The following is a 25999-nucleotide window of genomic DNA, read 5'->3' as shown; positions in this document are numbered from 1 at the left end:
ATTTATTGTGGATGGCTTAACAATCGATTGCATTGGACTAGAGACCAAAGATGCTTAGGTTTGATGGCGGGTTTATTTGTGAAGATGACAAATAGCGGTCCTTAGCTCACATAAAGAGGTTAATAATTGAACAGGATCACGGTTAGATATTGGGCAGAGTTATCGAATCGTGCAAAAAGCGACGTTGCAAGGGAACAACTCGTTGATTCAACAACGACAAAAGTGGCTTAACCGTCAATAAAGAGTTGGTAATGTGAACTAGCTTCACTCCTTGGGCGTAGAATATGATGAGCGCCAGTTGATTCTCTGTACAAAATATGAGTAACTATTACTCGTTGTTTACTAAAGAGATTTAGTATTGAGTTCGATGTTGACCATCGCACGGATGTGGTGATAATCAACCAGGTGAATATGTAACACTGGTGCTTGTGCTTAATCAGACCGGGTTAAAGTAGGGCGGCACTATGGGAAAATTCCACTTATTGTTTGGGACAATAGTTTGTTGTCTCGGTGAGTACGCTTTTATTAAGTGGATAGCTTTAAGTACCTTTGCGTAATTCTTGGAATACTTGGCTGCAAATCAGTGTGATGTCATCTGGATGACATGCTCAACCACTAAGCTGTGGTGGTTTTTACAAGGGCGTTTTCTAATTAAGAGAATCCCTGACTAGGTGAGGCAAAATGGATTTGGCGTCAAATTTTGTAATGATGGCTCGTTATAACCAGCGCATGAACGTGCAGTTGCTCTCTGCTTGCCGTCACTTGTCCCCAGCTCAGTTACAACGTAACACTCGCTCCTATTTTGTCAGCATAATGGATTATTGGAATCATCTGCTCCAAGCGGATATTGCGATGTTAACTTGTTTAGCTGAGCATCATCTTATGGTCGCCGATAAAGATTTTCACACTCTCTCATTTACTTGGGGAGAACATCGATTTATTGATGACCTCAACACCATGATAGAAAGACGTGAAGAAGTGGATCACTTGATTGTGAACATGACACATCACCTAACTGATGATCTCCTTCATACACGCATTCAGTATCAGGCCGGTGATGAGCAAACAGTCGAGATCAACCTCAACGGTTTTCTCCTTCATCTATTTCATCATCAAACGCACCATCGTGGTCAATTGGCATGCATTTTAAGTCAATTTGGTTTGGATGTCGGCGCCACGGATTTACCTCACGTTGTTCCTGAACTGCTCGATAGTACCCGCTAAATGTTGCTACCAATAAAATAGAAGTGTTACTTATCTATTGAATGTGCCACACTTCGCCCCCACATTGAGTGTCTCATGTGTAAAACATCTAGACACCTATTAAAAAAGTATGCAAATCAGAGAAGTAACCCCACAAATTGAGATGGTTTACCGCAATTTGGCTCAAGCCTATGAAGCGGAATTCTCTCACATAATGGGCAAAAAACCGGATGAAAACGGCCTTTTCCCGTTGGATACGGAGTTAGGTGGTCCTATTGTGGGCTATTTATGTTATGTTGATGGCGTTCCTGCAGGGCATGCCGCAATCGAACATGGCGCTGGTGGATACTTTGAAATTTGTGACTTTTATGTCATTCCGTATTTTCGTGGCAAGCAAGTTGGACGCCAATTTGCGTCGACGTTATTTGAGCAACTGCGAGGCGCTTGGGAAATTAAGCAAGTGCAAGGTGCTCACCATGCTAGTGCATTTTGGCGTAGCGTGGTAAACGAGTATACTGCAGGGCATTTTATCGATGATGAGTACCAATGTCCCCGTTGGGGTTGGGTTACCCGTCAGCGATTTCAACACGGTTAACAGCCGGTTGCATTGAACAATCATAATATTAAGAAAGAGTGAGGAACTATTATGGCGGTACGTGAAATCATTACTATCCCTGATCCAAGATTAAAATTGGTGGCTAAACCTGTTACTGATTTTGATGCAGTACAGCCTGTGATTGATGATCTGCTCGATACCCTTTACGACACGAGTAATGGTATCGGTTTGGCTGCGCCGCAAATTGCAGAGCAGTTGGCTATTGTGGTGATTGACCTTTCTAAAGAACGTAACGAACCGTTGATTCTGGTGAACCCTGAAGTAGTGAGCGGCGAAAACAAAGAGCTGGGTGAAGAGGGCTGTTTGTCCGTTCCTGATTACTACGCAGAAGTAGAACGTTTCCATTCTGTTGTGGTTAAAGCGCAAGATCGCCACGGTAACCCAATCACTATTGAAAGCGATGAGTTTTTAGCGATTGCGATGCAGCATGAAATTGATCACCTTAAAGGCAATCTGTTTATCGATTATTTATCACCGCTAAAACGTAACATGGCGATGAAGAAAGTGAAAAAATACCAACGTGAAGTGAAAAAGCACACGGCATAATTTGGTATCAAAGAAATAGTCAAAGAAGGAGAAGCGGAGCTTCTCTTTTTTTTGCTTTTAACAGTGGCTATTTATTCATCACTTCACCGTTATTGAGCTTATCTAAATCAAATTCAATACAACTTATATCAAATCTCCATAGGAATAGGCTCCGTATTCTGTTATAAACCTATGCAATGTATTAATATATGTCGTCGTTATAAATAGTACATTGGTCTATTTTAGTGATTGATAATGTATTTAGTACTAATAAAGAATCGCCAGTGACAAAACGCCTTTAATAAAATTCGAAGAAACAGAAAAAATAAGCCCAATAATGTTCATTTTGACTGCGAGCTTAGGCGCTTTATTAACTGACTCAGGCTAGGTTAAATAGAGGGAATTAATGTGTTGCTAAAAAGAGTATTGTTGTTACCACTATTGTTATTATCATTTATGGCTTTTGCTACACAAGATAAGGTCTATGACCCGAGCAGAGACGCCTATACCGATTACCTTAACGCGCTTACTATTGCCAAAAAGGATCATAAAAATATTTTTGTCGTGGCAGGTGGTAACTGGTGTCCATATTGCGTCAAATTTGAAAAGAACCTAAAAGAGACTGCATTAGATAAAGTCATCGAGCATGACTATGTATTTATGAAAGCGAATTTTAGTAACGAAAATGATAATCATACTTTCTTCAATCTCTTTCCCAAATTTAATGCTTATCCCCACATCATGATTATTTCCTCCAATGGGGAATTGTTGTTGTCACAACCTATGGTGCTGACGGAGCAACAGTTTCGAGATGTGTTAAAGAAATATACAATTTAATCATGACCGATTTTTTGCTTAGCAGCTAATTACTATTTTCATTTAAGCAGTAGAAAATTTAACAAAGGATACCGACCAGATTATAGGAAGGTATCCTTTTTTTATTGATATTCGGCGGAAGACGAGTGGGTAACGTGCTTATCTTGGTGCTTATGTAGTTAATGATGATAAAAATTGACTTAATCCTGTCTTTATCATGATTCATAAACCCCTAAAAATGTGACAAATTTATGAATAGATAATGACAAAAAATAGCTTAAAAGAATATGCTCGAAAGGAGAACCGTCATGAATAAGTATAAGCTGGCACGTAAAGTGTCTTTAGCATTATTGGCATCAGTATTCATTTCGCCGACATTGAGTTTTGCAGATGTCATTAACGATTCTGATCATTCCATCTACGTGAAACCAGAAAGTAGCACCAAGCCAGTTGAAGTGAAAAAGGGCGAGGAGTACAAAGGTCCGCAAGATGGCGTCGCGGCGAACGGCAAGGTGTTTAAGAACATCGATGGCAGCGATGTGGAAGTGGATAAGCATGGTACGGCGAAAGTCATTCAGAAAAACCCAGTGCGACTGCTCGCTGAGGAAGTCCGTGGTGGCTATTTAGAAAAAAGCCCAGACAAAGGTTGGGATCCGGTGTTCGCTAAAGCTGAAAAACAAGCAAAACAGCAATCAAAAAAAAAGATCTCAAACGGTTAAAATAGCCAGTCACTAAGGATAGGGATTCTAGTCAGAAAACATTTTCCCTATAAAAATAACCAGTTGGTATTGGTTCTTGGTAGAATGACGCTTTGCTTATGCCAAGGAAAGGTCATGTTAATGGACACAACTACCAGCACTGATTCCGATTTATCTTCTCGCGTGAGATTGAAGCAGAGTACTGGTGACAAGGATTGGCAAGTCGCCCAGAACTGTTTACTACAAGCGGTTGCACGCTGCCATCGTCAGCAGATCCCATTATGGACTGAAGAGCAAGTGCAGCTCGAAGTGCTTCAGCAATCCTATTCAAATGAGCAGCTCTATCTTATCGACTACCAAGGTCAAGCGATTGGTTGCGTGTTTATTTGCTTTGATAGCGATCCTTTTTGGCCAGATCTTGATACTCGCAACAGTCTGTTTTTTCATAAGTTTGCGATTGCAGATTCTTATCATTCGCGTGGTTTAGGGCAAGATGTGATTAACGCCATCGTGGCATTAGCAAAGCAGCTCCATTGTCAGTGGGTTCGCTGTGATTGCCATGGTGATAGGCCGACGTTACGCCGTTTTTATGAAAAAAGTGGTTTCACCTTGGTTGATCGACAAGAGCGCTTAGGCTTTGATGCTGCGCGTTATCAATTATCGATCGGATGAACAACACCAAAGAGTAAGCCACAGCTTTATAATGAACACACTCAATTTTATTGGTGTAGTCGCTTTAGCGTTGGAACAGTTCAGCTACGATGACAACTATCTTGAAAAACACCGAAGATGACAAAATGTGGACTGTTTCGCCAATAAAAGGTAAACAAATCATTAAGGACTAAGATTTGGAAAAACTGCTTATCAGCGCATGCCTTGCCGGTGACAAAGTAAGATACAACGGCCAATCCTTGCCAATATCTGGGCAGCTCGACGCATTGTTAAGAGCGAATTTTGAGTTGGTAAAGTGTTGTCCCGAAGTAGCCTCTGGAATGCCAATTCCTAGGGCAAGTGCCGAGATCGTGGGCGGTTCAGCGCAATTAGTGTTGCAAGCACACGCCCGGGTAGAAGACAACCAAGGTCATAACGTTACCGATGATTTTGTTCGTGGGGCCAATATGGCACTACAACTCTGTTTATCAAATAACATTCGCTATGCGCTGCTTGCGCAAGGAAGTCCTTCTTGTGGCAGCGAACTGGTCTATGACGGCACCTTTTCTGGGGTAAAGAAGCCAGGTCGAGGTGTAACCGCTGAATTATTGATCAAACATGGCATCACAGTATTTAGCCCCGACTCCATCCAAGAATATCTCAATCAACAACCACATACTTCGCGCGATTAACGGTTCATTGATGCGGTTTTTACGGTGATATTAATATAACTGTATATATGTACAGTTATTGGTTTATGGCTTTATAGTAGTCAATAAACACAAACAATGATTGAGCTGCGAATGAGATAGGGTTAGTTTGTGGATTAAGCCTAACTTTATGATTTTTGTTAAAGGATTTGATTGTGATTGACAGACAACTTGAAACCGCGCGCCTACGTATGATGCCACCTTCCCTCGATGATCTACCGGTGATGCTCGCAGCGCTGCAAAATAGCAAAGATCATTTAGAAACTTTTTTGCCATGGTTGCCTAATGTGTTGACGGAAGAACAACTTAAGCAAAGTATCATTGAGGCGATGGCTTGTTTTGCCAAGTTTGAAGGGGAGCAACGTTATTCGCTTTATACCAAACAAAGTGGAGAATTGATTGGGGCTATTGGCCTTATCGTCCATGATAAATCGGTGCCTTATTTTGAAATTGGTTATTGGTTAGCGCAGGAGTTTGTTGGCCAAGGCTATGTTTCGGAGGCAGTTTTGGCGCTGGAGCATTACGCATTTACTGAGCTAAAGGCAGAGCGAATTGAAATTAAAGCGGCGCAAACCAATCTGAAAAGTCGCGCGGTTCCTGAGCGTAACGGCTATCAATTGGAAGGGGTATTGCATAATGCTCGTAGGTTGCCATCAGGCGCTCTGGATAATACGGTGATTTACGCCAAAACTCGCCCTACTCATACGGAGTTATAGCCGCCTTTGCTGGAGAAAATGATGTGTAACTCTATGTTGATGTTAAATAAATCAAAGTTATAAGCCTTGTATAACTTTGAAGAAAACATCACATTTTAATATGGAGTGAGTTGCGCATTTGTCCCCACGCCTCTATGGTGGGGAAATTAATCGCTATCACATCTCTACGGATTGTTTTGGCACCAAGGATTGCTACTGCGTATTGCAGGCAAAACCTGACATTATTCGCTGCTTTAAGGTCGCGAGTAGGTCAGGTTTTTTTGCTTTTGAACTCAGTGAATCATTTGATTTAGATAATGTTTTGATTTCGCAACACCTTGGATTGAGTTAAACAAGGCCAAATAGAGAGGGAGTACTCTACATGAAATTGAATTCAATGGTGTCGCATTTCCCGTGGCGTCAATCCCATCAATCACTACGAACCGTTGCTTTGGGTTTACTTACGGCGTTATCTCTGCCTGCTCTAGCCGAAAATCAATTAACTCACCTTACGGTAGATTATCTAACCGACCCAGTTGGGCTAGACAGTGCGCATCCTAGTTTCGCTTGGCAAATGGTCTCTGATGAGTTTGATGTTAAGCAGCAAGCTTATCGTATACAGGTATTTGATGAACAAGGACAACCGGTGTGGGATAGCGGTAAAGTGACATCAGACGATTCGCTTGGTATCGAGTTTGGCGCGCAGAGCTTAAAACCTTCCCACACCTATCGTTGGCAATTGGATGTTTGGGATAATCATGGCAACCTTTTAACCCGTAACGCACAGTTTCAAACCAGTTTGTTGAGCCATAAACGCGAGGCGTGGGGCAATGCCAAATGGATTGGTTTAGCCGCGAATAAGTTGCCTTTGTATGCAGATTATTTGCCTATTTTTCGGCTATCTACCGAAGTGGCTTTAGATAAAACCACACATTCAAGCAAAGTGGCTTTGGTGTTTGGAGCCAATGATCCGCGCTTGATGGACAGCAATAAAAACCTCAATCATCTCCATAATGGGGTTAATGACTCTTACGTTAAAGTCGAGTTAGATACGTCCAAATTGGACCAAGGTAAAGCCGCGCAAATCAATGTCTATCGAGTCGGTTACAGTAAAACCGACAGTGCAACTCAACCTTTGTATCAATTTGATGTGCCAACCAGTGTGCTCAATGAGCAAAATCGCTATCAGCCCCACACGCTCGCTATTTCCAGTGTGTACGGTATCGTTGATATCCATCTTGATGGCGACCAATATCAAATCCCTAAACCTCCTTTAGCATCACCTTTTCTTGTCCCTGGTGTGAATATTAACCCGATGGGCTTAGGCTCAGATTACATCGCGTTTCCTATGCTAAGTGACGTGGGGTTTGCCCTAGAGGTGGGACAAAAGGCGCAAGTGCATTCGCTGGTGGTTCGTCATTATCGTGAGCCCGCTAATGCGTTGGTTCACGCTGAGTTTAATCAGCATTATCAGGGGGTTTTTGGTCACTGGGCTAAAAATCCTCAAGTGCAGTTTGGTCAACATGCGCTCACCTTAACCGCAGGTGAGAATGCTCTATTTCTTACTCAGAACCCAAGCCAACACTCTATGCCCATGCTGCGCACTGAGTTCGCACTCGATAAACCGATTGCGAAAGCGCAGCTCTATATCACTGCACGCGGCATATATGATGCTTACGTTAACGGGCAGCGTTTATCCGACAGCTATTTTCAACCAGGTTTTACGGAATACGATAAATCGCAGCCTTACCAAGTATTGGACATCACCTCCAAACTATCACAAGGGGCTAATGCGTTAGGTGTCCAGCTGGCAGAAGGCTGGTGGAGCGGTGCCGTTGGTTTTGTGGGGGAAGCGTGGAACTACTTTGGCGATCGCCAATCGTTACTCGCCAAATTGGTGGTGACTTATCAAGACGGTTCGGTACAAACGATCAATAGCGATGCCAAAGAGTGGAAAGGCTATGCTGAAGGGCCGTTAGTTTACGCAAGCCTGTTTCAAGGCCAAGTTGTAGATCAAAATAAAGCTCAACCAGGATGGACGAAAGCGGGCTTTGATGACAGCGCTTGGCAGCCGGTGAGCGAAGTGACCTATCAAGGCACAACGTATCCTGCCAGTAAGCCAGTCTATAGCAATAAAATTGCCGAAAGTTTAATTCATTCACCATGGCCGACTTTAGCACCATGGGACCAGGCTCAATATGTGAGCTTACTTGGAACGGATGTCAACGTGCATAAAACCCTAAAAGCCCAATCGGTTGAGGAAGTTCATCCGGGTGTGTTCGTCTACGATATGGGGCAGAATACCGCAGCCGTGCCCAAAATTACCATCAATAACGCTGTTGCGGGGCAGCAAGTGACGCTGCGTTATGGAGAAATGACGTATCCCAAAGGTAACTCATCTCCAGACAATGCGGGAATGTTGATGCTAGAGAACATTCGCGGCGCGAACGCCAGCGATACCTTTACCTTACAACAGGGTAAACAAGTTCTGTCGCCCCGTTTTACTTATCATGGCTATCGTTATCTGGAAATCACCGGTATTGATAACGCCTTGCCATTGGATCAAGTGGAAAGCTTAGCTTTGAGCTCAGTGCCGAAACTGGCTTCCTCGTTAACCACTTCCAATGAAAAGGTCAATCAGCTGTGGCGCAATATCAGCTGGTCAATGCGCAACAACTTTCTTTCTATCCCCACCGACACGCCTGCACGTAATGAACGCATGGGGTGGAATGGCGATATTCAGGTCTTTTCTCCTGCCGCCGTGTACTTTGCCAACATGCCCCAGTTTTTACGCAAACATGAGTTGAACATGCGCGATACCCAAGATAGCCAAGGGCGATTTAGCGCGGTGTCGCCTATGTCAGCATTTGGTGGCATGTTGTGGGGCAGTGCGGGTTTAATCGTGCCGTGGGAAGCCTATTTACAATATGGTGATGTGGATGCTCTTCGCCTAAATTACCCAGCAATGAAGCGTTACATGGACTATCTGGCGACCACGACACCTGAAAAGGCCGGTTTCTTGGGCGATTGGTTGAGTCCTGAAGGCGCTGCTATGGGGCCAAATACCATTAACGATATGATATGGCGCGCCTACTATGGTTACGATCTCAACATCATGGCAAAAGTTGCTAAGGTATTGGGCAAACACCAAGAGAGTAAGGAGTATCACGCGCTATATCAACAAGTGAAAACCTTGTTTAATCAACGCTACCTTGACCCTAAAACGGAGCAAAGTGCAGATAATGCTAATGGCGAGAAGATCAATACCCAAGCGAGTTACGCGATTCCACTGGGTATTGGTTTAATTGAAAAAGCCAATAAAGGCGCGTTTGCCCAAAATCTTGTGACTCATCTAAAGAGCTCAGTGAAAGATGACCAAGGTGTCGCTCGCCCGCCATATTCATTGATGACTGGCTTTATTGGTACGCGTTGGATTTTAAATGCGTTGTCAGAGACAGGGCATCAAGATGTCGCCTATAAAATGCTGCTCAACGAACACTATCCATCATGGCTCTACTCGGTTGACCAAGGGGCAACAACCATTTGGGAAAGACTGAATTCCTATACCAAAGAGGGTGGGTTTTCCGGCAATAACAGCATGAACTCCTTTAACCATTATTCGTTTGGTTCAGTGGCTGCTTGGATGTACCGGCATATGTTAGGTATTCAAAGTGATGAGAAAACACCGGGTTACCAACACTTTGTACTAGCGCCGCAGCCAGACCCAAATTTGGGGATCACCTTTGCTAAAGGGGAGTATCAATCCATGTATGGCACGATCCGTAGTGATTGGCAGGTTAAGGACGGGCGCTTTGATTATCGTTTTACCATTCCAGCCAACACCAGTGCGACCCTGATTTTGCCAGCACAAAACGCAAGTTCAGTGCGTTTAAATGGCAAGCCGTTATCTGTTCAATCTAGCCAATTTGCCCATCAGACCGTTCGTTTTGAGCTGGGGTCGGGAGAGTATCGTTATCAAGCTCAGTATCGATAAAGGCAGCTCTGCCGAGTAACAAACGATGTGGTTAGAGGTATTAACCCCATTATTCGAAAAGGCTGAATAATGGGGTTATTTTTATCAATCGATTGATTTACATTTACTTTTTTAAAATGCTATGCTGCAAAAAAGTCAACTAAGGACAACAACATGGATATACAAGTGAGACGAGCAGAGCCCAGTGATGCGGCTGCGGTGAAAGCGATTTATGAAGGTGTGGTGGCCTATTCTGGCACCTTACAATTGCCTAATCCGTCGCTCGAGCTCTGGACGAAACGTCTCGCCAATATCCCTGATAATGTCTATTCCTATGTGGCGGAAATCGATGGTGAAATCGTCGGCAATGTGGGTTTTATGGTCGAAACCAGCCCGCGTCGACGTCATGTAGCGTCTTTTGGCATCGGCGTAAAAGATGAAATGCAGGGGAGAGGTATTGGCTCTGCGCTTATCAAAACCGTGCTGGATCTGGCCGATAATTGGTTGAATTTACGGCGTATAGAGCTGACGGTATATTCCGATAATGAAGCTGCAGTGGCGCTGTATAAAAAAATGGGATTTGTTATCGAAGGCGAAGGTAAAGATTTTGCGTTTCGTAACGGTCGATATGTCGATGTTTATTACATGGCGCGCATTCATCAATTGCAATAATGACTGGTTCGCGCTGTTTCCCCTTTTCACTTAGTGAGTGAAACCCTCAATGACCATGGCCGAATTGTCTTGATTCGGCTATGGTCTTAATCACTTGCCACTCAGTTGTTACACTCTATCCGCTACTTAGCACTTGGCTTTACGCCATTATGCGCAAGCAGATTGCACTGGTTCAGTATCGCCAAAAGTGGCGTGGCAAATTAAGTGCTCTTCGCTATTCCACTCTTTAAAGAGTGAGCGCACCCGATACGGTGTTCTTCATTGATATCCCAACCAAACTTCACGATGCCATCTTTTATTTCGCCATCGTTACCTTTGTTGGTATCACCGTCACCATTTTTCGGATTGTGTTTGTCGGTTAGCGTGAAATACGCTAGACCATCAACGGTGTCGTTGAGTTGTGAATAGAGCGTAGCGGAAGAAGCAAAGTAGTCGTTGCTACCGTAGTTGGCGTGCAGACGCGCACCAAATTTTTCACCAGGACGTAGCAGATCTTTTGCGTCTTTGGTTTCAAACTGAACGCCACCCGATAGGCCGCTATTCAGTACAGAGTTTGTACCTAACTTGATGTCTACGGATTTAAGAATATCAGCGTTGATCAGTAGGTTACCCGTGTGGTGGAACATGTTGTTCGCTTGAGTGACACCGTCGATGCTGATATCAAGATCGGTTTCATCTAAACCACGGATGTTGATTGATTGCACCATAGAGTGCGAACCACCCACGTCGATACCTGGTTGATCGCGCAGCAAATCACTAAGGTGGTCGGCTTGTTTGGCATCGATATCGTCAGAAAGTAGTGAGGAATCATTGTTGATTTGTGTTGCCCACACTTTAATGACTTCAGGTTGAGTCGTTTGTTTCGCTTCGTCTGCATACGCATTGACGGCAACTGTCGCTAATAATGAACTAATTGCGATAGTTAAAGGTTTCAGAATAAAAGGAGATTTCGCTTGCATGTTAAATCCGTAGAAATTGATTATAAGAATTATTCGCAATTGCATTAGGCGTGATGGGGACAGAAAACTCAACAAATAGTTCATTCACAAACTGCATGGTCAATATGCAGTTTGTGAATTGACTTATGAAACATCCTATAAATCGACCAAAACTCGGCATGATAAAGCGTCGTTGTGACACATAAGTAATGACCTAGAAGTAGGTTTACGTTTATGATCCAGTAAGTTAGTAAATAGAAAAAGGCGCACAGTGAAATTAATTGAACATGAGGATTACTTGGTGTTTTTGCCAGAGCTGCCTTGCCGAGTGGTCAGTTCGGCGGTCCTAAATGGTGGCATCAGTGATACTGAGGCGCTGCTTAACTTACGAGTGGACAAAGATGAGCCTCCACCATGGTTGCCGCCCGCGCAGACCTTAACGGAAAAGGCAGAGTCACTCCAATTGCCGTTTCCTGTCACTGGAATGATGACCGCTGCCTCAATGCGCTCTCTTACTCAGGTGTGCAAAAATCGTGGCGATCTTAAAGTGCATGCTTGGGTGACTGCTGGGCTTAGCAACACACGCCGAGTAGGCGATGTAGCGGATGAGATACCCAAGGCGGGAACGATCAATATTGGTGTGTTTATTAATCAGCCACTCTCAGATACTGCCTTAGTCGAAGCATTGATGATACTAACGGAAGCCAAAGTGACAGCGATTCGTGATTTGGAGATTGTTAGCCCGATTTCTGGTTTACCTGCCAGTGGCACAGGTACTGACAGTCACGCCGTACTTTGCCCCAAAGGCGCGGCCATCCATCACTATTGCGGTAAACATACCGTGTTGGGGGAGATGATCGGCGCAGCAGTATTAGAAGCCTGTCTGCAGAGTTTAACTAAGTGTCTAACTCAACAAGTGAATGCCAAAATTATTTAGATTTCAATACTTAACCAGTTTCCCGCGTCAGTCTTGACCTACTTTCCCTAATGGCAGATTATGAACCTAGTTTAGTCCTGGTGGCTACGCGGCTAGACCTGTTCTGCCATTTGCGAATTCAAGGAAAAATAAGACCGATGAACAGTATGTTGCTGGCTAGGTGTATTTTTTTGTGAAAATAAATAGTATAAAAATAAGCCTTGTGAAAAGAAATATTATATTTTAGGTAAGAATTGATGAATTTTAAAAATATCTTTTGTTTGTCGGTATTTTTGTTTAGTGGACGTTTAGCGCTGAGGAATCCCCTAATGATTTTGATAAAAATCATTAAGTTAAGGTAGATGCACATCTTGTCATGTGATCAAATGGTTCTGCGAAAAATCAATAACCAGACAACAAGATGTGCGAACTCGATATTTTACACGACTCTCTTTACCAATTCTGCCCTGAATTGCACTTAAAACGACTTAACAGTTTAACGCTAGCTTGCCACGCATTACTTGAATGTAAAACGCTCACTCTTACCGAGCTTGGTCGTAACCTGCCAACGAAAGCTAGAACAAAACATAACATCAAACGAATCGACCGATTGTTAGCTAATCGTCACTTGCACAAAGAGCGACTCGCGGTATACCGTTGGCATGCTAGCTTTATCTGTTCGGGTAATTCGATGCCCATTGTTCTTGTTGACTGGTCTGATATTCGTGAGCAAAAACGGCTTATGGTATTGCGAGCTTCAGTGGCGCTACAGGGCCGTTCTATTACTCTTTATGAGAAAGCGTTTCCGCTTTCAGAGCAATGTTCAAAGAAGGCTCATGACCAATTTCTAGCCGACCTTGCAAGCATTCTACCGAGTAACACTACACCGCTCATTGTCAGTGATGCAGGCTTTAAAGTGCCATGGTATAAATCCGTTGAGAAATTGGGTTGGTACTGGTTAAGTCGAGTAAGAGGGAAAGTGCAATATGCCGATATTGGCGCAGAAAACTGGCAACCTATCAGTAACTTACATGACACATCCTCAAGTCGTTCAAAGACGTTAGGCTATAAGAGGTTGACCAAGAGCAATCCAATCTCATGTCAAATTACACTGTATAAATCTCGTTCTAAAGGCCGAAAAAATCAGCGTTCGACACGGACGAATTGTCATCATCCGTCTCATAAAGTTTACTCTGCTTCGGCAAAAGAAGCATGGGTTCTTGCCACTAACTTACCCGCTGACACTCGAACGCCAAAGCAACTTGTTAGGCTCTACTCGAAGCGTATGCAGATTGAAGAAACATTCCGAGACTTGAAAAGCCCTGCGTATGGATTAGGCCTCCGTCATAGCCGAACTAGCAGCTCAGAGCGCTTTGATATCATGCTGCTAATCACCCTAATGCTTCAACTGACCTCTTGGCTTGCTGGAGTTCATGCTCAGAAACAAGGTTGGGATAAGCACTTCCAAGCGAACACTGTTAAAAATCGAAATGTACTCTCAACAGTACGCTTAGGCATGGAAGTATTGCGGCATTCTGGCTACACAATAACGAGGGAAGACTTGCTCGCAGCTGCAACCCTGCTTGCTCAAAATCTATTCAAATATGGTTGCGCCTTGGGGAAATTATGAGGGGATCCCTCAGCGTTTAGCGTTAGCAAATGAAAATTTAGTTGAAAAAAAGTTACCGGATTGTGAGTACACTAGATTAACTATAAATGTACCATCAACGGTAAAATTGATCGCAAAAGGTGAATTTTCTAGTTATGTCAAAGGTATCAGTAAAGAGTTAAATACTCTGAAATACACTTGTTCAAATGGTGAATTTGAAATTGATAGCGAATCTCAAGTTACACTGTCCAAAGGATTTACTTTTGAGTTATCAAATGATCAGATATCGCGTTTAACTTTAAATGGAGCGCAAAAAGTCGATGTTAGAGAACTTACCGCTAAGAGTTTTACTGTAATTTTAAATGGCGCCAGTAATACTGTATTGCAAGGTCAAGTTGGAAACCTCACCGTGCTCTTAAGTGGTTCAGCTCAGTTGGAGGCGACAGACTTGATGTCTCAAAATGGGAAGATCAATATTGATGGTTCAGGTTCAGTCCGACTCAATGTCTATTCTGAATTGAATGGGTTTGTAAATGGATCTGGGCGAATTGAGTACTTGAGTAGCCCAAAACTGCTTAAACAGAAAATAATTGGCAGTGGTTCTATATCATTGGCTCGTCGTGAATAAATATGTAACAAGAAAATTAGTGGACGCTTAATATTCATGTATTTTTGGCGCTAGCTTCCATTCAATGCCACTGAGTAAACTCTTTGTCCAAAGTGAATGAATCTGGTGATATTTTGTGTTGCCAAAATAATTCATTTTTATCAGGGTGAGCCAAAACTAAAGTGAACCCAAAAGGAGTTATTTTTTCAACATGGGGATTAAAGGCATAAAATCTTGTATTGGCAGGTATGGGGATCGGAGTTAGCGTTTTATTGATTAAGTTGACTAAAGTTACACCAAATTCTTCAGAATAACACGCTCCCCATGTGCCCTTGCTATTAATAATAGCGTCTAGCATTCTTTTCTGATTTATTTTAAATGAGCTATCTTTTGTCGTGAAAATGGCACTATGTGTGAGTACATTAATACTATTCATAAATATCCATTCTTTGAAATTTGGGTAATGACATCAAATTGTGGAGAAATGTGCCGATGGATGCGCTTACATAAGCCAACAGTGGTTTGAAATTGTTCGCTTCTGGTGGGCGGCATAGAGCCTATAATTTTACTGCTTTCAATCATCCAAGCGTTTCATTGCGTTATGATAAACACTGCTTCGTTCTCGTTTCCCAACGGCTAACACGGTGACTACGATAATGTCATCTTCGACTTTGTAAACTAATCGATAACCCGATTGGCGAAGTTTAATTTTATACATGTTATCTGCACCAGACAGTTTTGCAGCTGGCACATGAGGGTTAGTTAACCTTTCAGCTAATTTTTTCTTAAATTGCTCCTGTAAGGTTGAACCAAGTTTCTTCCATTCTTTAAGAGCAGATTTTTTAAAATTTAGCTTATAAATCATCTAGGTTTACCGAAATGCTTTCTTCTGTTTCACGTTCTTTGGCAATGGATAGTAGCTCTAGATCTTCAAGTTTATCCATCATCATTTCGTAAGCTTCAGCTGGGACGCAATAAAAAGCAGGTTCATTTCGGTTAAGAACAGCGACAGGTTGACCGTAAGCACTGCTAGCAACTTTCATTGGATTAGCTTTTAATTCAGTAATACTTGCGGCAACATCAGCTAAGATTCTAGAGGTCATTTTAAAGGTCCTTTAAGTGGTCTTTTATGTGGTCATTTTAGCTTGGGTTAAACGTTATAACAAGGCTCAGGAGTCGATACGGTTTATTTGATTATATATGGTTTACAGCGATTGGTTCACTGGTACAACGACGAAGTGGTGCTGTGCCAATCATTCACTATCAATTTTCTGATACAAACAGAAGGAATATAGATGTCCCTTATTGCTAACACGCCTAAGCCGCCATACTACGCGGTCATTTTTACGTCTCACCGCACTGAAGGTGATAGTGGTTACGGCCAAATGGCAGAGCGAATGGTCGAACTAGCAGCAAAGCAACCGGGATTTTTGGGTGTCGAATCGGCGCGCGAGGATGTTGGAATTACGGTTTCATATTGGTCTGATCTAGAGTCTATCAGGCAGTGGAAGGCCAATGCCGAGCACCAAGCAGCACAAAAGCTTGGTCATGACAAATGGTATTCGTCATTTAAGACCCGCATATCGAAGGTAGAACGCGACTACGGTATTTAACTACGGTATTTAAATAGCACCCAAATAAAAAAGTCCCATCGTAACAATGGGACTTTCGGTTAAAGCTTATTTCGTGATGAGCGTTTAGAGTTTTACACAGGTAAAAATCGCGTTTCCTGACTTTGGACTCAGTGGCAAAATCTTCTCGTAATCGTGCTCAAATTGATGCACTTCAAAGTAAGGGGCGAGTAGCTCCGCCATCTCATCAAAACTGACCGCCACCATTGGGTGTTCATCGTTCCAGATGTGTGTTTCATCGGCTGAACTCTTTTCAATGCTCAGCAGCAATGATTGTCTTTCGCCTTCACCTTTGTAATGCCAACCTGATTGGAAGGTAAATAGGTGTTCGTCTTGTTCTGCCGTGTGTTTTACCGATAGCTTGTTGTCGATTTTGGTCTTGTCGACCACGTTAAAGCAGAACACACCGTTAGGTTTGAGCGCTTTATGTACGTTCGCGATGCACTCTTTGAGTTTCTCAATCCCATCGTTGTAGTGGATCGAATAGAGAAAACAGGTGATCAAATCGAGCGGCTCTTCAACGCTGAATTCACTCATGTTCTGTTGAGTAAATTGAGCTTCTGGGCAGCGGGTTGCGGCAATATCCAGCATTGGCTGATTAAGGTCTAAGCCTTGGCTATCAAAGCCAAAATCAATAAAGTGGCGTACGTGCGGGCCAGTACCACAAGCCAGATCAAGGTGAGTATTTCCGTCGTTACCAAACATTTGGTGCATTCGACGAATACAGTGACTTTGTGCCTGATAGTCGATGTCGACACACATCAGATCGTAGTAACCAGAGAGATCGGTATACAGTGCATTAGCGGACGGTTCATTAACGGACAGTTCGTTGACAGACGGTGCATTGACGGACAGTGCATTGACGGACATAGGCGCTTGGTCTTCTAGCTCATAAATTTGGGCTGGGCATAGTATACGAAGAATGCAATTTTGCGAAGTAATTCCTATCGGTTATAACAAAAAATTGTGTTATAGCGAAAGGAAATAAAAATCCCTCTGTCGATATTTTTATCATCACCAGAGGGAGTGAGTAAAAGAGAACTTACAGAGGTGTTTACGCTTTCGCAAAAGCGTAAGTGCGATACCCGCCTAGCAGATTGCGTGCACGGTAGCCATGATTGACCAACTGGCGATACGCTACGTTACCGCGTAACCCGACTTGGCAATAAATGACGATCTCTTTCTCTTTCGGCAGTTCATTGATGCGTTGACGTAACTGATCAACCGGAATGTTGATCGCTCCTTCGATATAACCGTTTTTGAGCTCTCCGGGATTACGTACATCCAACAGCACTTGGTCATCGGAGAGATGGTCAATCTCATCAAAATGAATCGCTTTGGCATCACCTTTCATCAGGTTGGTTGCCACAAAAGCGGCTTGGTTGATCACATCTTTAGCGCTGCCATAGGGTGGTGCATAGGTCAGCTCAAGATGTTGTAACTGTTCCACCGTCATGCCAGCACGCTGAGCAACGGCGATGATATCGATGCGCTTATCGACCCCATCTTTACCCACCGCTTGTGCGCCTAAAATTTTACCGGTATTAGGGTCAAACAGCAGTTTGAACGAAACTAGTTCAGCTCCTGGGTAATAACTGGCGTGGCTTGCGGTATGCACATAGACCTTTTCGTAGGCCATTTGGGCGCGTTTAAGTTGTTTCTCATTTTTCCCCGTCGCGGCGACCGCCAAATCAAAAATCTTGCAGATAGCAGTACCTTGAGTGCCTTGGTAGGTTTCATGGCGACCTAACATGTTATCGGCTGCCATGCGTCCTTGTCGGTTGGCCGGGCCGGCCAAAGGTACGATGGTTGGATCTCCAGTGACAAAATCTTGCTCTTCAATCGCATCACCGACCGCATATATTGCGGGATCACTGGTTTGCATTGAAGCGTTAGTCCAGATCCCACCCAGTTCGCCAATTCGTAATCCCGCCGCTTTGGCTAAGGCGGTTTCGGGGCGCACGCCAATTGCCATGATCAGCAATTGCGTTGTCAGTGTTTCACCGTTACTAAGGCTTAAGTGCAGCGAACCTGCTAGATGCTGGTGCGCGACGCTTTCGCCAGCGTCGATGGCTGCAACGTGATCACTGGCAACAAATTCTACAGCTTGGAGCGCCACGCCAAGTTTAAGGTCGATCCCTTTACTGCGAATTTCGGCATGGGCAAATCCTGCCATTTCACGATCAACCGGTGCCATCACTTGGTCGGCCATTTCCAATAGCGTGGTGCGTATACCTAAACGATGGAACGCTTCCATCATTTCAAGGCCAATAAATCCACCGCCAACCACAGTGGCATGCTCCGGCTTATTCAGCGCAATCACTTGTAAGATTTTATCCATATCAGGGATATTACGCAGTGATTGGGTGAGCGGGTTATCGACGCCGGGAATGGGAGGAACAATTGGGTTTGCACCGGGGCTTAACAGCAAAAAGTCGTAACTCTCTTGATACTCACTACCATCAATAAGATTGTGTACCGTAACTGTCTTTGCTTCACGATTGATAGCGGTAATGTCACTCATCACCCGCACATCCACATTGAAACGCGCTAAAAAGCTTTCTGGGGTTTGCAGCAATAATTTACTGCGCTCAGTGATTTCGCCACCGATATGATATGGCAGACCACAGTTAGCAAATGAGACAAATGGGCCGCGTTCAAACATCACAATTTGCGCGCTTTCACTGAGTCTTCGTGCTCGAGCGGCAGCAGAAGCGCCGCCAGCTACGCCACCAATAATGACGATCTTAGTCATGCTTTTTTCCTTTTTCATTGAGCTCGCAACAAGAACGTAATCCTAATTTTTTTAGTATCCAGACGGCAGGGCAAATGCCGGTAAAGGCACTTTGCAGCAAATTGCCACCGACAAAAACGGTGAACCACACAAAGTAAGGATGAACCCAGTAGGTCAATGCCACAGACAGAAGGATCATCGACCCAGCTAAACAGCGCACACCTTGTTCTACATTCATGTTGTTACTCCAACCATGTTCATAATGTGATTCACTATAGGCACATTAATTAGAAAAGTCTAATGTTAAATTATCTAAAGTCGACCAAGCTAAATAAGATTTGACTAATTAAAAGATAAAGGTATGCTTTCCATGGTGTTAAGAGGAGAAAAACTATGAGTCCAATGAGTGTGGATGTCGATACAATGCGCCGCAACGCCGATGAAGTGGCGGAACTGCTGCGGATTATGGCCCACCCAGAACGTTTGATGGTGCTGTGTCAGCTCACTCAAGGTGAGGTTGGCGTTGGCGAGTTGGCCCAACATTCCGAATTGAGCCAGTCTGCGTTTTCCCAACATCTCACCGTATTACGTAAACACGGGATCATTGCTGCACGTAAGGTTTCGCAACAGGTGTTCTACTCTTTGGCTGATGCCAGAGTGAGCGTTTTGATCAAGCAACTGCAAGATCTTTTCTGTCAAAGTTCAGATTAGGAGTGTAAAGAGGCGATGGACATACCTTGGTATTCTTTGATTGGTGGTCTTTTATTAGGTATTTCAGCCACATTGCTGATGTTGTTTAACGGCAAAGTCGCCGGGATAAGTGGCATTGTGACGTACGCTATCTCTGCGACAAAAGGGGATACGCTGTGGCGTTACTTGTTTTTACTGGGATTGGTGTTTGGCGGATGGTTAGGCGCGCAAAGCGCTTGGGGTGAAGTGCCAAAATCCTTCTCTGGTCATTCAGGGTTTTATTACGCGATTGCCGGTCTATTGGTCGGAGTGGGTACACGCCTTGGTAATGGTTGCACCAGTGGTCACGGCATCTGCGGTATTGGTCGTTTGTCACCTCGTTCTATCATGGCAACGGTGATTTTTATGCTGGTGGCAGGGCTGACGGTATTTTGCACTGTGCATCTATTGGGTATGACAAGATGAAGAAGTTAGCTTTTGTTTTCATTGCGCTCATTTCAGGCGTGCTGTTTGGCGTTGGTATGGCCATTTCTGGCATGGCGAATCCACAGAAAGTGCTTGGATTTCTTGATGTCTTTGGAGTGTGGGACCCGAGCTTACTATTTGTGATGGGAGGCGCTCTCGCTATTTTTATGCCCAGCTATAGTTGGTTTATCAAACCAAGAAATGCACCAATAAGCAGTGAGCGTTTTTGCTTACCGAAAAACAAGCAAATCGATCGCCGGTTGATCTTGGGTGCGGTTATTTTTGGTTTAGGCTGGGGGCTGGCTGGTATTTGTCCAGGTCCTGCGCTTGCCAGCCTTACTATAGGTAACAGCGACGTATGGATTTTTGTTATCGCGATGGCACTTGGGTTAACGGGAACTCATCGCGTGTTGCTGCGTAAGGAGCAACATCACTCGTAACAACAGGAAAATGACAATGAGGGTTGGGTATGCGCAGATGGTTAGGGTTGGTGGTTTGGGCATTAACGGCAACGGGTTACGCTGCGATGCCCAATTCGATTCATCAGGTAACGATGTCAACCATTCCCAAGGTGGTTGAATTTGATGGCAATGTTCAACCCGTCAATCGCGGTACGGTGGCCGCCCAAACCTCTGGTACCGTCGTTGGTGTACTCGCACAAGTCAATGATATCGTGGCTAAAGGTACGCCACTGCTTGAAATTAGTTCGGTTGAACAACAAGCCCAACTCAACTCTGCAATTGCGGCACTCAATAGTGCTGAAGCGCGTAACAGCGAAGCGCAAAGCCTGCTTAAACGCTACCAAACACTCCTACCGAAAGGCGCCATTTCTCAAGAACAATTAGATAGTGCCATCGCGAATGCCAAGGCAACTAAGGCGGCGGTTACTCGAGCACAAGCTGCGGTGGACCAAGCGAAAGAGCGCCTCGGTTATACCAAAATTCTGGCTCCTTATGCGGGGATTGTGACCGAAAGGCATGTCGAACTAGGTGAAAGTGTCGCACCAGGAACACCGCTACTGAGTGGTTTTGCCCTCGATAAACTCAGAGTGGAAGTGGCATTGCCTCAAGTATTGTTTAATCAAGTTAAACAAGCGGATCAGTTTTCAATCATCACACCTAATTCATCCGTCTTAATACCAGTTAGTACCCAGCTGTTTCATTATGCAGACAGCCAGAGCCATACCTTTACGCTGCGTTTGAATTTGGCGGATAACGTGCCGGATTTAATGCCGGGCATGTGGGTTAAAGTGCGTTTTTATTACGGTCAACGCAACGCACTGTTTATTCCTCAAGACCTTGTGGTGCAACGCGGTGAGTTTGCCACTGTCTATGTGAAGCAACAGCAGCACAAAATTATGGTGCCGATTCGGTTGGGGGCTCGCTATGGTGAGATGATAGAAGTGCTGTCAGGCTTGCGCATCGGTGACTTAGTGGTTGCCAATCCGCTCAATGAGGAGACGCACCAATGAGCGATAAGCTGGGGATCTCAGGAAGGATTGCACGTTATTTTTTGTGCAGCGCCATGACACCACTCATCACCATTGTTGCGCTGCTACTTGGGCTTTTCGCAATTATCATTACGCCGAAAGAAGAAGAGCCGCAGATCGATGTGACCTTCGCCGATGTGTATATCCCGTTTCCGGGGGCGTCGGCGAAAGAGGTGGAAAGCGTTGTCACGACGCCAGCGGAGCAAGTGATTTCAGAAGTTGCTGGGTTGGATAAGCTCTATTCGTTCTCTCGCCCCGATGGAGCATTGATCGTCGCGGTGTTTAAAGTTGGAGTCACCCGTAATGACGCGATCGTGCGACTGTACAATCAACTTTATTCCAATAAAGATTGGCTCCCACAAGGTTTGGGAGTGGGTGAGCCGATCATTAAACCCAAAGGGATTGAAGATGTTCCTATTGTCACTTTAACGCTGACCGACCCTTCTGCATCACTCACTAACAACGGATTAACCGAAGTCGCTCACGGTTTAGAGACAGAGCTCAAACGTATCAAAGGTACGCGCGATATCTATACGGTGGGGGCGCATCCTACCATTGTCGATGTGCGTCTTGACCCGGTTAAAATGAATGCGTTTGGTATCACGATTGATGCGTTAAATCAGCAGTTAACTGGGCAAACGGCGCGCGGTACGACGCTGCATTTAACCCGCATGGACCAGACACTACCATTGCAAATCGGTCAACCGATTCGAACAGCTGATGAGATAGAACAGATTGTTGTTGGTGTGCACCATTCTGTCCCTGTCTATTTAAGTGATGTTGCTCAAGTGAGTTTAGGTGTTGGAATTGCGACTCAAAATGTCTGGAGTGTCCCAGCAAAAGCGAACGGTAGTTCTGTTGATGTTGGCGACGATCCGCTTCCTGCGGTGACCATTGCGATTGCCAAACAAAACGGTATTAACGCGGTGGATGTCGCCAATGCGGTCAGCCAACGCATTCAAACGCTGCGCAATACACTCATTCCACCGAATGTTCAGGTCGATATTACCCGCAATTACGGTGCGACCGCTCAGGAGAAAAGCAACACACTGCTGGGCAAATTGGTGTTTGCCACCGCCGCCGTTGTGCTGCTGGTACTGATCGCCATGGGCTGGCGTGAGTCGATTATTGTTGCAGGGGCGATTATTGTTACCTTGTTCATTACACTGTTTGCTTCGTGGGTATGGGGTTTTACTCTCAACCGCGTTTCTTTGTTTGCCCTAATCTTTTCGATTGGGATTTTGGTCGATGATGCGATTGTGGTGGTCGAAAACATCCACCGTCACCGCTTACAAAGTGACGCGCCGTTAAAAAACCTTATTCCTATCGCCGTTGATGAGGTAGGAGGGCCGACCATCTTAGCCACTCTCACGGTTATTGCCGCCTTACTGCCTATGGCGTTCGTCTCTGGGTTGATGGGACCTTACATGAGCCCCATCCCAATTAATGCTTCCATGGGGATGATTCTTTCGCTACTGGTGGCTTTTGTGATTACCCCTTGGCTGGCACTGCGTCTTTCCAGCAAGGTAGTCCATCGAATCAAAGATGACCATGACGATGCCAGTGCTAGACGATCGCTGCATCTTTTTACCAAACTGCTGACGCCTTTTGTTCAAGGGCCAAAACAGCGCCAACATCGCTGGGGGCTTACTGCAGGTATTGGGTTGTTAATCGTGGGATCGCTGCTTTTGCCTGTCTATCAAGCGGTGGTGTTAAAAATGTTACCCTTTGATAATAAGTCAGAATTTCAAGTGGTGCTGGATATGCCTGAAGGAACTTCATTGGAAGAGACGCAGCGCATCTTGTTTGAAATGGGCAGATCATTAGGCCTGGTGCCTGAAGTGCATGATTATCAGATCTACGTCGGCACGGCTGCGCCCATAAATTTCAATGGGCTAGTTCGACACTACTTTATGCGCAATCAATCCCAGCAGGGGGATATTCAAGTCAATTTGGTTGGCAAGCATGAACGCGATCGTTCCAGCCATGAAATCGCCAGCAGAGTTCGCCCGTCACTGGTGACGATTGCGCGCCATTATGGCGGCAAAGTGAAAGTGGTGGAGGTTCCGCCTGGACCACCCGTATGGTCACCGATACTGGCCGAGGTGTACGCACCGAGTGACAGTGCGCGTATCGCTGCTGCGCGGATGTTGCGCGAGCGATTAAATCAAACCCCAGATATTGTCGATGTGGATATCTATCTGCCTGAAACGCACCAAAAGTGGCAACTGCTGATAGATCGACAAAAGAGCGCGCAATGGGGAATTTCTTATCAAACCATTATTGATACCCTAAATACCGCGATGGGCGGCAAAGCGGTGAGCTATTTGCATTCAGAATCAAGCAAGTATCCGATTCCAGTGCGAGTTGAACTCAAAGAGGAGGCTAAGCTGACTGCCGATTCATTACTTACTTTGCAAGTGCCGAGTGTGAACGGTCGTCAGTATGCTCTAAGCGATCTGGTGACGGTGCGGCAACAGACCATGGAACCGGACTTGGTGCATAAAAATATGGTGCCGACCGTTATGGTCGCGGCTGATATGTCAGGTTCGTTAGATAGTCCGCTTTATGGCATGGTTCGAATTAGCCAAGAGATCGATTCATCTAAGCATGTAGAACAATACTGGATTAACCAGCCTGATGGCCTAAATGGTGTGCAAATTCGTTGGGATGGGGAATGGACCATCACCTATGAAACGTTTCGTGATATGGGCATTGCGTATGCGGTGGGAATGGTGTTGATCTACCTGTTGGTGGTAGCACAGTTTAAATCCTACTTAGTACCGCTCATCATTATGGCGCCGATTCCACTGACCATTATTGGTGTAATGCCCGGACATGCGCTGCTGCATGCCCAATTTACGGCAACATCCATGATTGGCATGATTGCCTTAGCGGGCATCATAGTGCGTAATTCGATTTTGCTGGTGGATTTCACACGCTTAGAAACTCAGCGCGGCGTTGATTTAGCCACCGCAGTGGTTCACGCCGCGGCTATTCGCGCAAAACCTATCGTGCTGACCGGACTTGCAGCCATGATGGGAGCGCTGTTTATCCTTGATGACCCAATTTTTAATGGGTTAGCGATTGCGCTGCTGTTTGGAATAGCGGTTTCAACCATCTTAACCTTAGTGGTGATTCCTATTCTGTATTACGCCGTTATGCATAGGAGAGTGGCGTAGTAAGCGCCGAAGCCTTTGTGACTGCACTTTTCTCACCACAAGAGCCGAGGGCGTGACGCTCTTGTGGTGCATACATTCCTTAATCACTTGTTGAGCGAGTGACGTATTTAGTGAGGTATGTGTTTAGTGAGTAACGGTAGCGATCACTGGGCAGTGATCGCTAAGTTGAAACTGTTTTACGTCACTCTCTGCGTAAGTTCGTTGTGCGACCTGCTGCAATACAATATCCCGACTGGTAATAAAATGATCGATCAAACGCCGATAATGAATGAGGCGTTTGGCATTGCGTTTACTACGCACTTGGCAATCTGCTTTTAAATTGCGTGTCGCTAACACAACATCTTGTGGGTGACTGGTGCTTATTGTCTGCCAAATAGGGTTGTTAGCGGCAGCTAATGGATAGTTAAAATCACCGCCAATGATGAATCGTTCGTTACGCTCTATGCGCTGGTCTATCCAAAGCCCTAAGTGAGCGGCTTGCGAACTCAATTCACGACACGCTTTAGTGGATTTCGCTCGTTTGGTCGTAGAACACCCAGACTTTAAATGCACCGATAACAGATGGATAGGTTTGCCTTGCTTTGGATAAACAATCACATAGGTTGCCCAGCGTAACTTGCTGTAATACCGCGAGCTTTTGCTGGTGGTGGCTGGCAATGAAAAATCAGTCGGGTTGGTATAGTGAATTCCGGGAGCTAAGGCAATCCCTGTGTATTGGTTAATATCACTAAACTGATGATGCCTTTTTGAGGATAAAGAGCGATCAGAAAAGAGCAGGGTATAGGTACTCGGTAACACTTTTTGCAGGGCTTGAGCACTATCTACTTCTTGAAAAAAGAGGATATCTGGAGGCTGCTGCTGATAAAAAGATCGTAGCGCCAACCAATCAGGATCGTGACGCGTCACCCCCATTGATGAGGGGACTATTGCAAGCCACTGCATATTCCAGGTTTGTATCACCAATGAATCAGCATAAGCGTTAGCAGATTTCAAGAAAAAATAAACCGTCAAAATCAGTAAACTTGTTCGCTTTTTAATCATTATATCAATTCGCCTAAAGTCACTATCGTTATGAGGCTAAACCCTATCAGGGATGCGTAAAAATCAACACATTCAAAATATTTTTTTTGGAGTTACACAGTTGTTTTGGGTTTTGAGATCTAAGTGTAAATATCGTTT

Annotated in this window: 27 protein-coding genes; 19 read left to right on the top strand and 8 right to left on the bottom strand. The window is 44.7% G+C overall.

Going from position 1 to position 25999, the window contains the following annotated elements:
- Window positions 1-681: 681 nt before the first annotated feature.
- From OCV11_RS21365 to OCV11_RS21320, 10 genes are all read left to right on the top strand, one after another.
- A complete protein-coding gene (locus OCV11_RS21365; protein ID WP_261896446.1) occupies window positions 682-1224 on the top strand; it encodes a DinB family protein in 543 nt (180 codons plus the stop codon).
- Between the two features lie 109 nt (window positions 1225-1333).
- Window positions 1334-1798, top strand: coding sequence for a GNAT family N-acetyltransferase (locus OCV11_RS21360; RefSeq protein ID WP_261896444.1), 465 nt, complete (start codon window positions 1334-1336; stop codon window positions 1796-1798).
- 51 nt (window positions 1799-1849) lie between these two features.
- Entirely contained in the window at window positions 1850-2365 is a 516-nt protein-coding gene (gene def, locus OCV11_RS21355; protein ID WP_261896443.1) for a peptide deformylase, read from the top strand.
- A 387-nt stretch (window positions 2366-2752) separates the two neighbouring features.
- Window positions 2753-3181 carry a thioredoxin family protein gene (locus tag OCV11_RS21350; RefSeq protein ID WP_261896442.1) on the top strand — a complete coding sequence of 143 codons (429 nt, stop codon included), beginning with the start codon at window positions 2753-2755 and terminating at the stop codon, window positions 3179-3181.
- A 287-nt stretch (window positions 3182-3468) separates the two neighbouring features.
- Window positions 3469-3879 carry a hypothetical protein gene (locus OCV11_RS21345; RefSeq protein WP_261896441.1) on the top strand — a complete coding sequence of 137 codons (411 nt, stop codon included), beginning with the start codon at window positions 3469-3471 and terminating at the stop codon, window positions 3877-3879.
- A 114-nt stretch (window positions 3880-3993) separates the two neighbouring features.
- Window positions 3994-4530, top strand: a complete 537-nt coding sequence (locus OCV11_RS21340) for a GNAT family N-acetyltransferase (protein ID WP_261896439.1) — start codon at window positions 3994-3996, stop codon at window positions 4528-4530.
- Window positions 4531-4706: 176 nt separating this feature from the next.
- Window positions 4707-5201, top strand: coding sequence for a DUF523 domain-containing protein (locus OCV11_RS21335; RefSeq protein ID WP_261896437.1), 495 nt, complete (start codon window positions 4707-4709; stop codon window positions 5199-5201).
- 212 nt (window positions 5202-5413) lie between these two features.
- Window positions 5414-5935, top strand: a complete 522-nt coding sequence (locus OCV11_RS21330) for a GNAT family N-acetyltransferase (protein WP_261897976.1) — start codon at window positions 5414-5416, stop codon at window positions 5933-5935.
- A 361-nt stretch (window positions 5936-6296) separates the two neighbouring features.
- Window positions 6297-9908 carry a glycoside hydrolase family 78 protein gene (locus OCV11_RS21325; RefSeq protein ID WP_261896435.1) on the top strand — a complete coding sequence of 1204 codons (3612 nt, stop codon included), beginning with the start codon at window positions 6297-6299 and terminating at the stop codon, window positions 9906-9908.
- Between the two features lie 153 nt (window positions 9909-10061).
- Window positions 10062-10559 carry a GNAT family N-acetyltransferase gene (locus OCV11_RS21320; protein WP_261896433.1) on the top strand — a complete coding sequence of 166 codons (498 nt, stop codon included), beginning with the start codon at window positions 10062-10064 and terminating at the stop codon, window positions 10557-10559.
- Window positions 10560-10759: 200 nt separating this feature from the next.
- Here OCV11_RS21320 and OCV11_RS21315 read toward each other — a convergent pair whose 3' ends face one another.
- Window positions 10760-11518, bottom strand: coding sequence for a TonB-dependent receptor plug domain-containing protein (locus OCV11_RS21315; RefSeq protein ID WP_261896432.1), 759 nt, complete (start codon window positions 11516-11518; stop codon window positions 10760-10762).
- Window positions 11519-11768: 250 nt separating this feature from the next.
- On the opposite strand from OCV11_RS21315, the gene OCV11_RS21310 reads away from it, so the two are divergent.
- The 3 genes from OCV11_RS21310 (at window position 11769) to OCV11_RS21300 (ending at window position 14650) form a co-directional block, all read left to right on the top strand.
- Entirely contained in the window at window positions 11769-12434 is a 666-nt protein-coding gene (locus OCV11_RS21310) for an adenosylcobinamide amidohydrolase (RefSeq protein WP_261896431.1), read from the top strand.
- Between the two features lie 400 nt (window positions 12435-12834).
- On the top strand, window positions 12835-14043 hold the full coding sequence (locus tag OCV11_RS21305) for an IS4 family transposase (RefSeq protein WP_261894455.1): 1209 nt from the start codon (window positions 12835-12837) through the stop codon (window positions 14041-14043).
- Entirely contained in the window at window positions 14018-14650 is a 633-nt protein-coding gene (locus OCV11_RS21300; RefSeq protein ID WP_261896430.1) for a DUF2807 domain-containing protein, read from the top strand. The genes OCV11_RS21305 and OCV11_RS21300 overlap by 26 nt, the downstream gene beginning before the upstream one ends.
- Window positions 14651-14711: 61 nt before the next feature.
- Here the strand turns inward: OCV11_RS21300 and OCV11_RS21295 are convergent, their stop codons facing one another.
- The 3 genes from OCV11_RS21295 to OCV11_RS21285 all read right to left on the bottom strand — a co-directional run bounded on the left by OCV11_RS21295 (window position 14712) and on the right by OCV11_RS21285 (window position 15732).
- Window positions 14712-15065, bottom strand: coding sequence for a hypothetical protein (locus tag OCV11_RS21295; RefSeq protein ID WP_261896428.1), 354 nt, complete (start codon window positions 15063-15065; stop codon window positions 14712-14714).
- Window positions 15066-15203: 138 nt separating this feature from the next.
- On the bottom strand, window positions 15204-15494 hold the full coding sequence (locus tag OCV11_RS21290; protein WP_261896427.1) for a type II toxin-antitoxin system RelE family toxin: 291 nt from the start codon (window positions 15492-15494) through the stop codon (window positions 15204-15206).
- Window positions 15484-15732 carry a type II toxin-antitoxin system Phd/YefM family antitoxin gene (locus OCV11_RS21285; protein WP_261896426.1) on the bottom strand — a complete coding sequence of 83 codons (249 nt, stop codon included), beginning with the start codon at window positions 15730-15732 and terminating at the stop codon, window positions 15484-15486. The genes OCV11_RS21290 and OCV11_RS21285 overlap by 11 nt, the downstream gene beginning before the upstream one ends.
- Window positions 15733-15924: 192 nt before the next feature.
- Between OCV11_RS21285 and OCV11_RS21280 the strand changes: the two genes are divergently transcribed.
- Window positions 15925-16242 carry an antibiotic biosynthesis monooxygenase family protein gene (locus OCV11_RS21280; RefSeq protein WP_261896425.1) on the top strand — a complete coding sequence of 106 codons (318 nt, stop codon included), beginning with the start codon at window positions 15925-15927 and terminating at the stop codon, window positions 16240-16242.
- 84 nt (window positions 16243-16326) lie between these two features.
- Here OCV11_RS21280 and OCV11_RS21275 read toward each other — a convergent pair whose 3' ends face one another.
- From OCV11_RS21275 to OCV11_RS21265, 3 genes are all read right to left on the bottom strand, one after another.
- A complete protein-coding gene (locus OCV11_RS21275) occupies window positions 16327-17022 on the bottom strand; it encodes a class I SAM-dependent DNA methyltransferase (protein ID WP_261897975.1) in 696 nt (231 codons plus the stop codon).
- A gap of 292 nt (window positions 17023-17314) precedes the next feature.
- Window positions 17315-19015, bottom strand: a complete 1701-nt coding sequence (locus tag OCV11_RS21270; RefSeq protein ID WP_261896424.1) for an FAD-dependent oxidoreductase — start codon at window positions 19013-19015, stop codon at window positions 17315-17317.
- Window positions 19008-19232: a YgaP family membrane protein gene (locus OCV11_RS21265; RefSeq protein WP_261896423.1), complete on the bottom strand. Its 225-nt coding sequence runs from the start codon at window positions 19230-19232 to the stop codon at window positions 19008-19010. The genes OCV11_RS21270 and OCV11_RS21265 overlap by 8 nt, the downstream gene beginning before the upstream one ends.
- A 155-nt stretch (window positions 19233-19387) precedes the next feature.
- Here OCV11_RS21265 and OCV11_RS21260 point away from each other — a divergent pair, with 155 nt between their 5' ends.
- From OCV11_RS21260 to OCV11_RS21240, 5 genes are read left to right on the top strand one after another with little or no spacing between them, the layout of a single operon-like run.
- The gene (locus OCV11_RS21260; RefSeq protein ID WP_261896422.1) at window positions 19388-19705 is read left to right on the top strand and encodes an ArsR/SmtB family transcription factor; all 318 of its coding nucleotides are present in this window, start codon (window positions 19388-19390) and stop codon (window positions 19703-19705) included.
- A 15-nt stretch (window positions 19706-19720) separates the two neighbouring features.
- A complete protein-coding gene (locus tag OCV11_RS21255; protein ID WP_261896421.1) occupies window positions 19721-20149 on the top strand; it encodes a YeeE/YedE family protein in 429 nt (142 codons plus the stop codon).
- Window positions 20146-20589: a YeeE/YedE family protein gene (locus OCV11_RS21250; protein WP_261896420.1), complete on the top strand. Its 444-nt coding sequence runs from the start codon at window positions 20146-20148 to the stop codon at window positions 20587-20589. Before OCV11_RS21255 ends, OCV11_RS21250 begins: the two co-directional genes overlap by 4 nt.
- A gap of 29 nt (window positions 20590-20618) precedes the next feature.
- Window positions 20619-21620, top strand: a complete 1002-nt coding sequence (locus OCV11_RS21245; RefSeq protein WP_261896418.1) for an efflux RND transporter periplasmic adaptor subunit — start codon at window positions 20619-20621, stop codon at window positions 21618-21620.
- Window positions 21617-24820 (top strand): efflux RND transporter permease subunit, encoded by a 3204-nt coding sequence (locus OCV11_RS21240; RefSeq protein WP_261896417.1) that lies wholly within the window; start codon window positions 21617-21619, stop codon window positions 24818-24820. The genes OCV11_RS21245 and OCV11_RS21240 overlap by 4 nt, the downstream gene beginning before the upstream one ends.
- Before the next feature lie 123 nt (window positions 24821-24943).
- Here OCV11_RS21240 and OCV11_RS21235 read toward each other — a convergent pair whose 3' ends face one another.
- Window positions 24944-25861: an endonuclease/exonuclease/phosphatase family protein gene (locus tag OCV11_RS21235; RefSeq protein ID WP_261896416.1), complete on the bottom strand. Its 918-nt coding sequence runs from the start codon at window positions 25859-25861 to the stop codon at window positions 24944-24946.
- Window positions 25862-25999 lie beyond the last annotated feature (138 nt).

The sequence above is a fragment of the Vibrio porteresiae DSM 19223 genome, from assembly GCF_024347055.1.
GTDB classification, from domain to species: domain Bacteria; phylum Pseudomonadota; class Gammaproteobacteria; order Enterobacterales; family Vibrionaceae; genus Vibrio; species Vibrio porteresiae.
This window is presented reverse-complemented; position numbering and strand designations above follow the sequence as displayed.

Bases quoted from the DNA above. Each gene is read 5' to 3' on its own strand.
- OCV11_RS21255 (WP_261896421.1), top strand. From the start codon at position 19,721: ATGGACATACCTTGGTATTCTTTGATTGGTGGTCTTTTATTAGGTATT.
- OCV11_RS21250 (WP_261896420.1), top strand. From the start codon at position 20,146: ATGAAGAAGTTAGCTTTTGTTTTCATTGCGCTCATTTCAGGCGTGCTG.
- OCV11_RS21265 (WP_261896423.1), bottom strand. From the start codon at position 19,232: ATGAATGTAGAACAAGGTGTGCGCTGTTTAGCTGGGTCGATGATCCTT.
- OCV11_RS21330 (WP_261897976.1), top strand. From the start codon at position 5,414: ATGCCACCTTCCCTCGATGATCTACCGGTGATGCTCGCAGCGCTGCAA.
- OCV11_RS21245 (WP_261896418.1), top strand. From the start codon at position 20,619: ATGCGCAGATGGTTAGGGTTGGTGGTTTGGGCATTAACGGCAACGGGT.
- OCV11_RS21235 (WP_261896416.1), bottom strand. From the start codon at position 25,861: ATGATTAAAAAGCGAACAAGTTTACTGATTTTGACGGTTTATTTTTTC.
- OCV11_RS21285 (WP_261896426.1), bottom strand. From the start codon at position 15,732: ATGACCTCTAGAATCTTAGCTGATGTTGCCGCAAGTATTACTGAATTA.
- OCV11_RS21295 (WP_261896428.1), bottom strand. From the start codon at position 15,065: ATGAATAGTATTAATGTACTCACACATAGTGCCATTTTCACGACAAAA.
- OCV11_RS21240 (WP_261896417.1), top strand. From the start codon at position 21,617: ATGAGCGATAAGCTGGGGATCTCAGGAAGGATTGCACGTTATTTTTTG.
- OCV11_RS21270 (WP_261896424.1), bottom strand. From the start codon at position 19,015: ATGACTAAGATCGTCATTATTGGTGGCGTAGCTGGCGGCGCTTCTGCT.
- def (WP_261896443.1), top strand. From the start codon at position 1,850: ATGGCGGTACGTGAAATCATTACTATCCCTGATCCAAGATTAAAATTG.
- OCV11_RS21280 (WP_261896425.1), top strand. From the start codon at position 15,925: ATGTCCCTTATTGCTAACACGCCTAAGCCGCCATACTACGCGGTCATT.
- OCV11_RS21345 (WP_261896441.1), top strand. From the start codon at position 3,469: ATGAATAAGTATAAGCTGGCACGTAAAGTGTCTTTAGCATTATTGGCA.
- OCV11_RS21320 (WP_261896433.1), top strand. From the start codon at position 10,062: ATGGATATACAAGTGAGACGAGCAGAGCCCAGTGATGCGGCTGCGGTG.
- OCV11_RS21305 (WP_261894455.1), top strand. From the start codon at position 12,835: ATGTGCGAACTCGATATTTTACACGACTCTCTTTACCAATTCTGCCCT.
- OCV11_RS21340 (WP_261896439.1), top strand. From the start codon at position 3,994: ATGTTAATGGACACAACTACCAGCACTGATTCCGATTTATCTTCTCGC.
- OCV11_RS21260 (WP_261896422.1), top strand. From the start codon at position 19,388: ATGAGTCCAATGAGTGTGGATGTCGATACAATGCGCCGCAACGCCGAT.
- OCV11_RS21315 (WP_261896432.1), bottom strand. From the start codon at position 11,518: ATGCAAGCGAAATCTCCTTTTATTCTGAAACCTTTAACTATCGCAATT.
- OCV11_RS21365 (WP_261896446.1), top strand. From the start codon at position 682: ATGGATTTGGCGTCAAATTTTGTAATGATGGCTCGTTATAACCAGCGC.
- OCV11_RS21275 (WP_261897975.1), bottom strand. From the start codon at position 17,022: ATGTGTGTCGACATCGACTATCAGGCACAAAGTCACTGTATTCGTCGA.
- OCV11_RS21300 (WP_261896430.1), top strand. From the start codon at position 14,018: ATGGTTGCGCCTTGGGGAAATTATGAGGGGATCCCTCAGCGTTTAGCG.
- OCV11_RS21360 (WP_261896444.1), top strand. From the start codon at position 1,334: ATGCAAATCAGAGAAGTAACCCCACAAATTGAGATGGTTTACCGCAAT.
- OCV11_RS21290 (WP_261896427.1), bottom strand. From the start codon at position 15,494: ATGATTTATAAGCTAAATTTTAAAAAATCTGCTCTTAAAGAATGGAAG.
- OCV11_RS21325 (WP_261896435.1), top strand. From the start codon at position 6,297: ATGAAATTGAATTCAATGGTGTCGCATTTCCCGTGGCGTCAATCCCAT.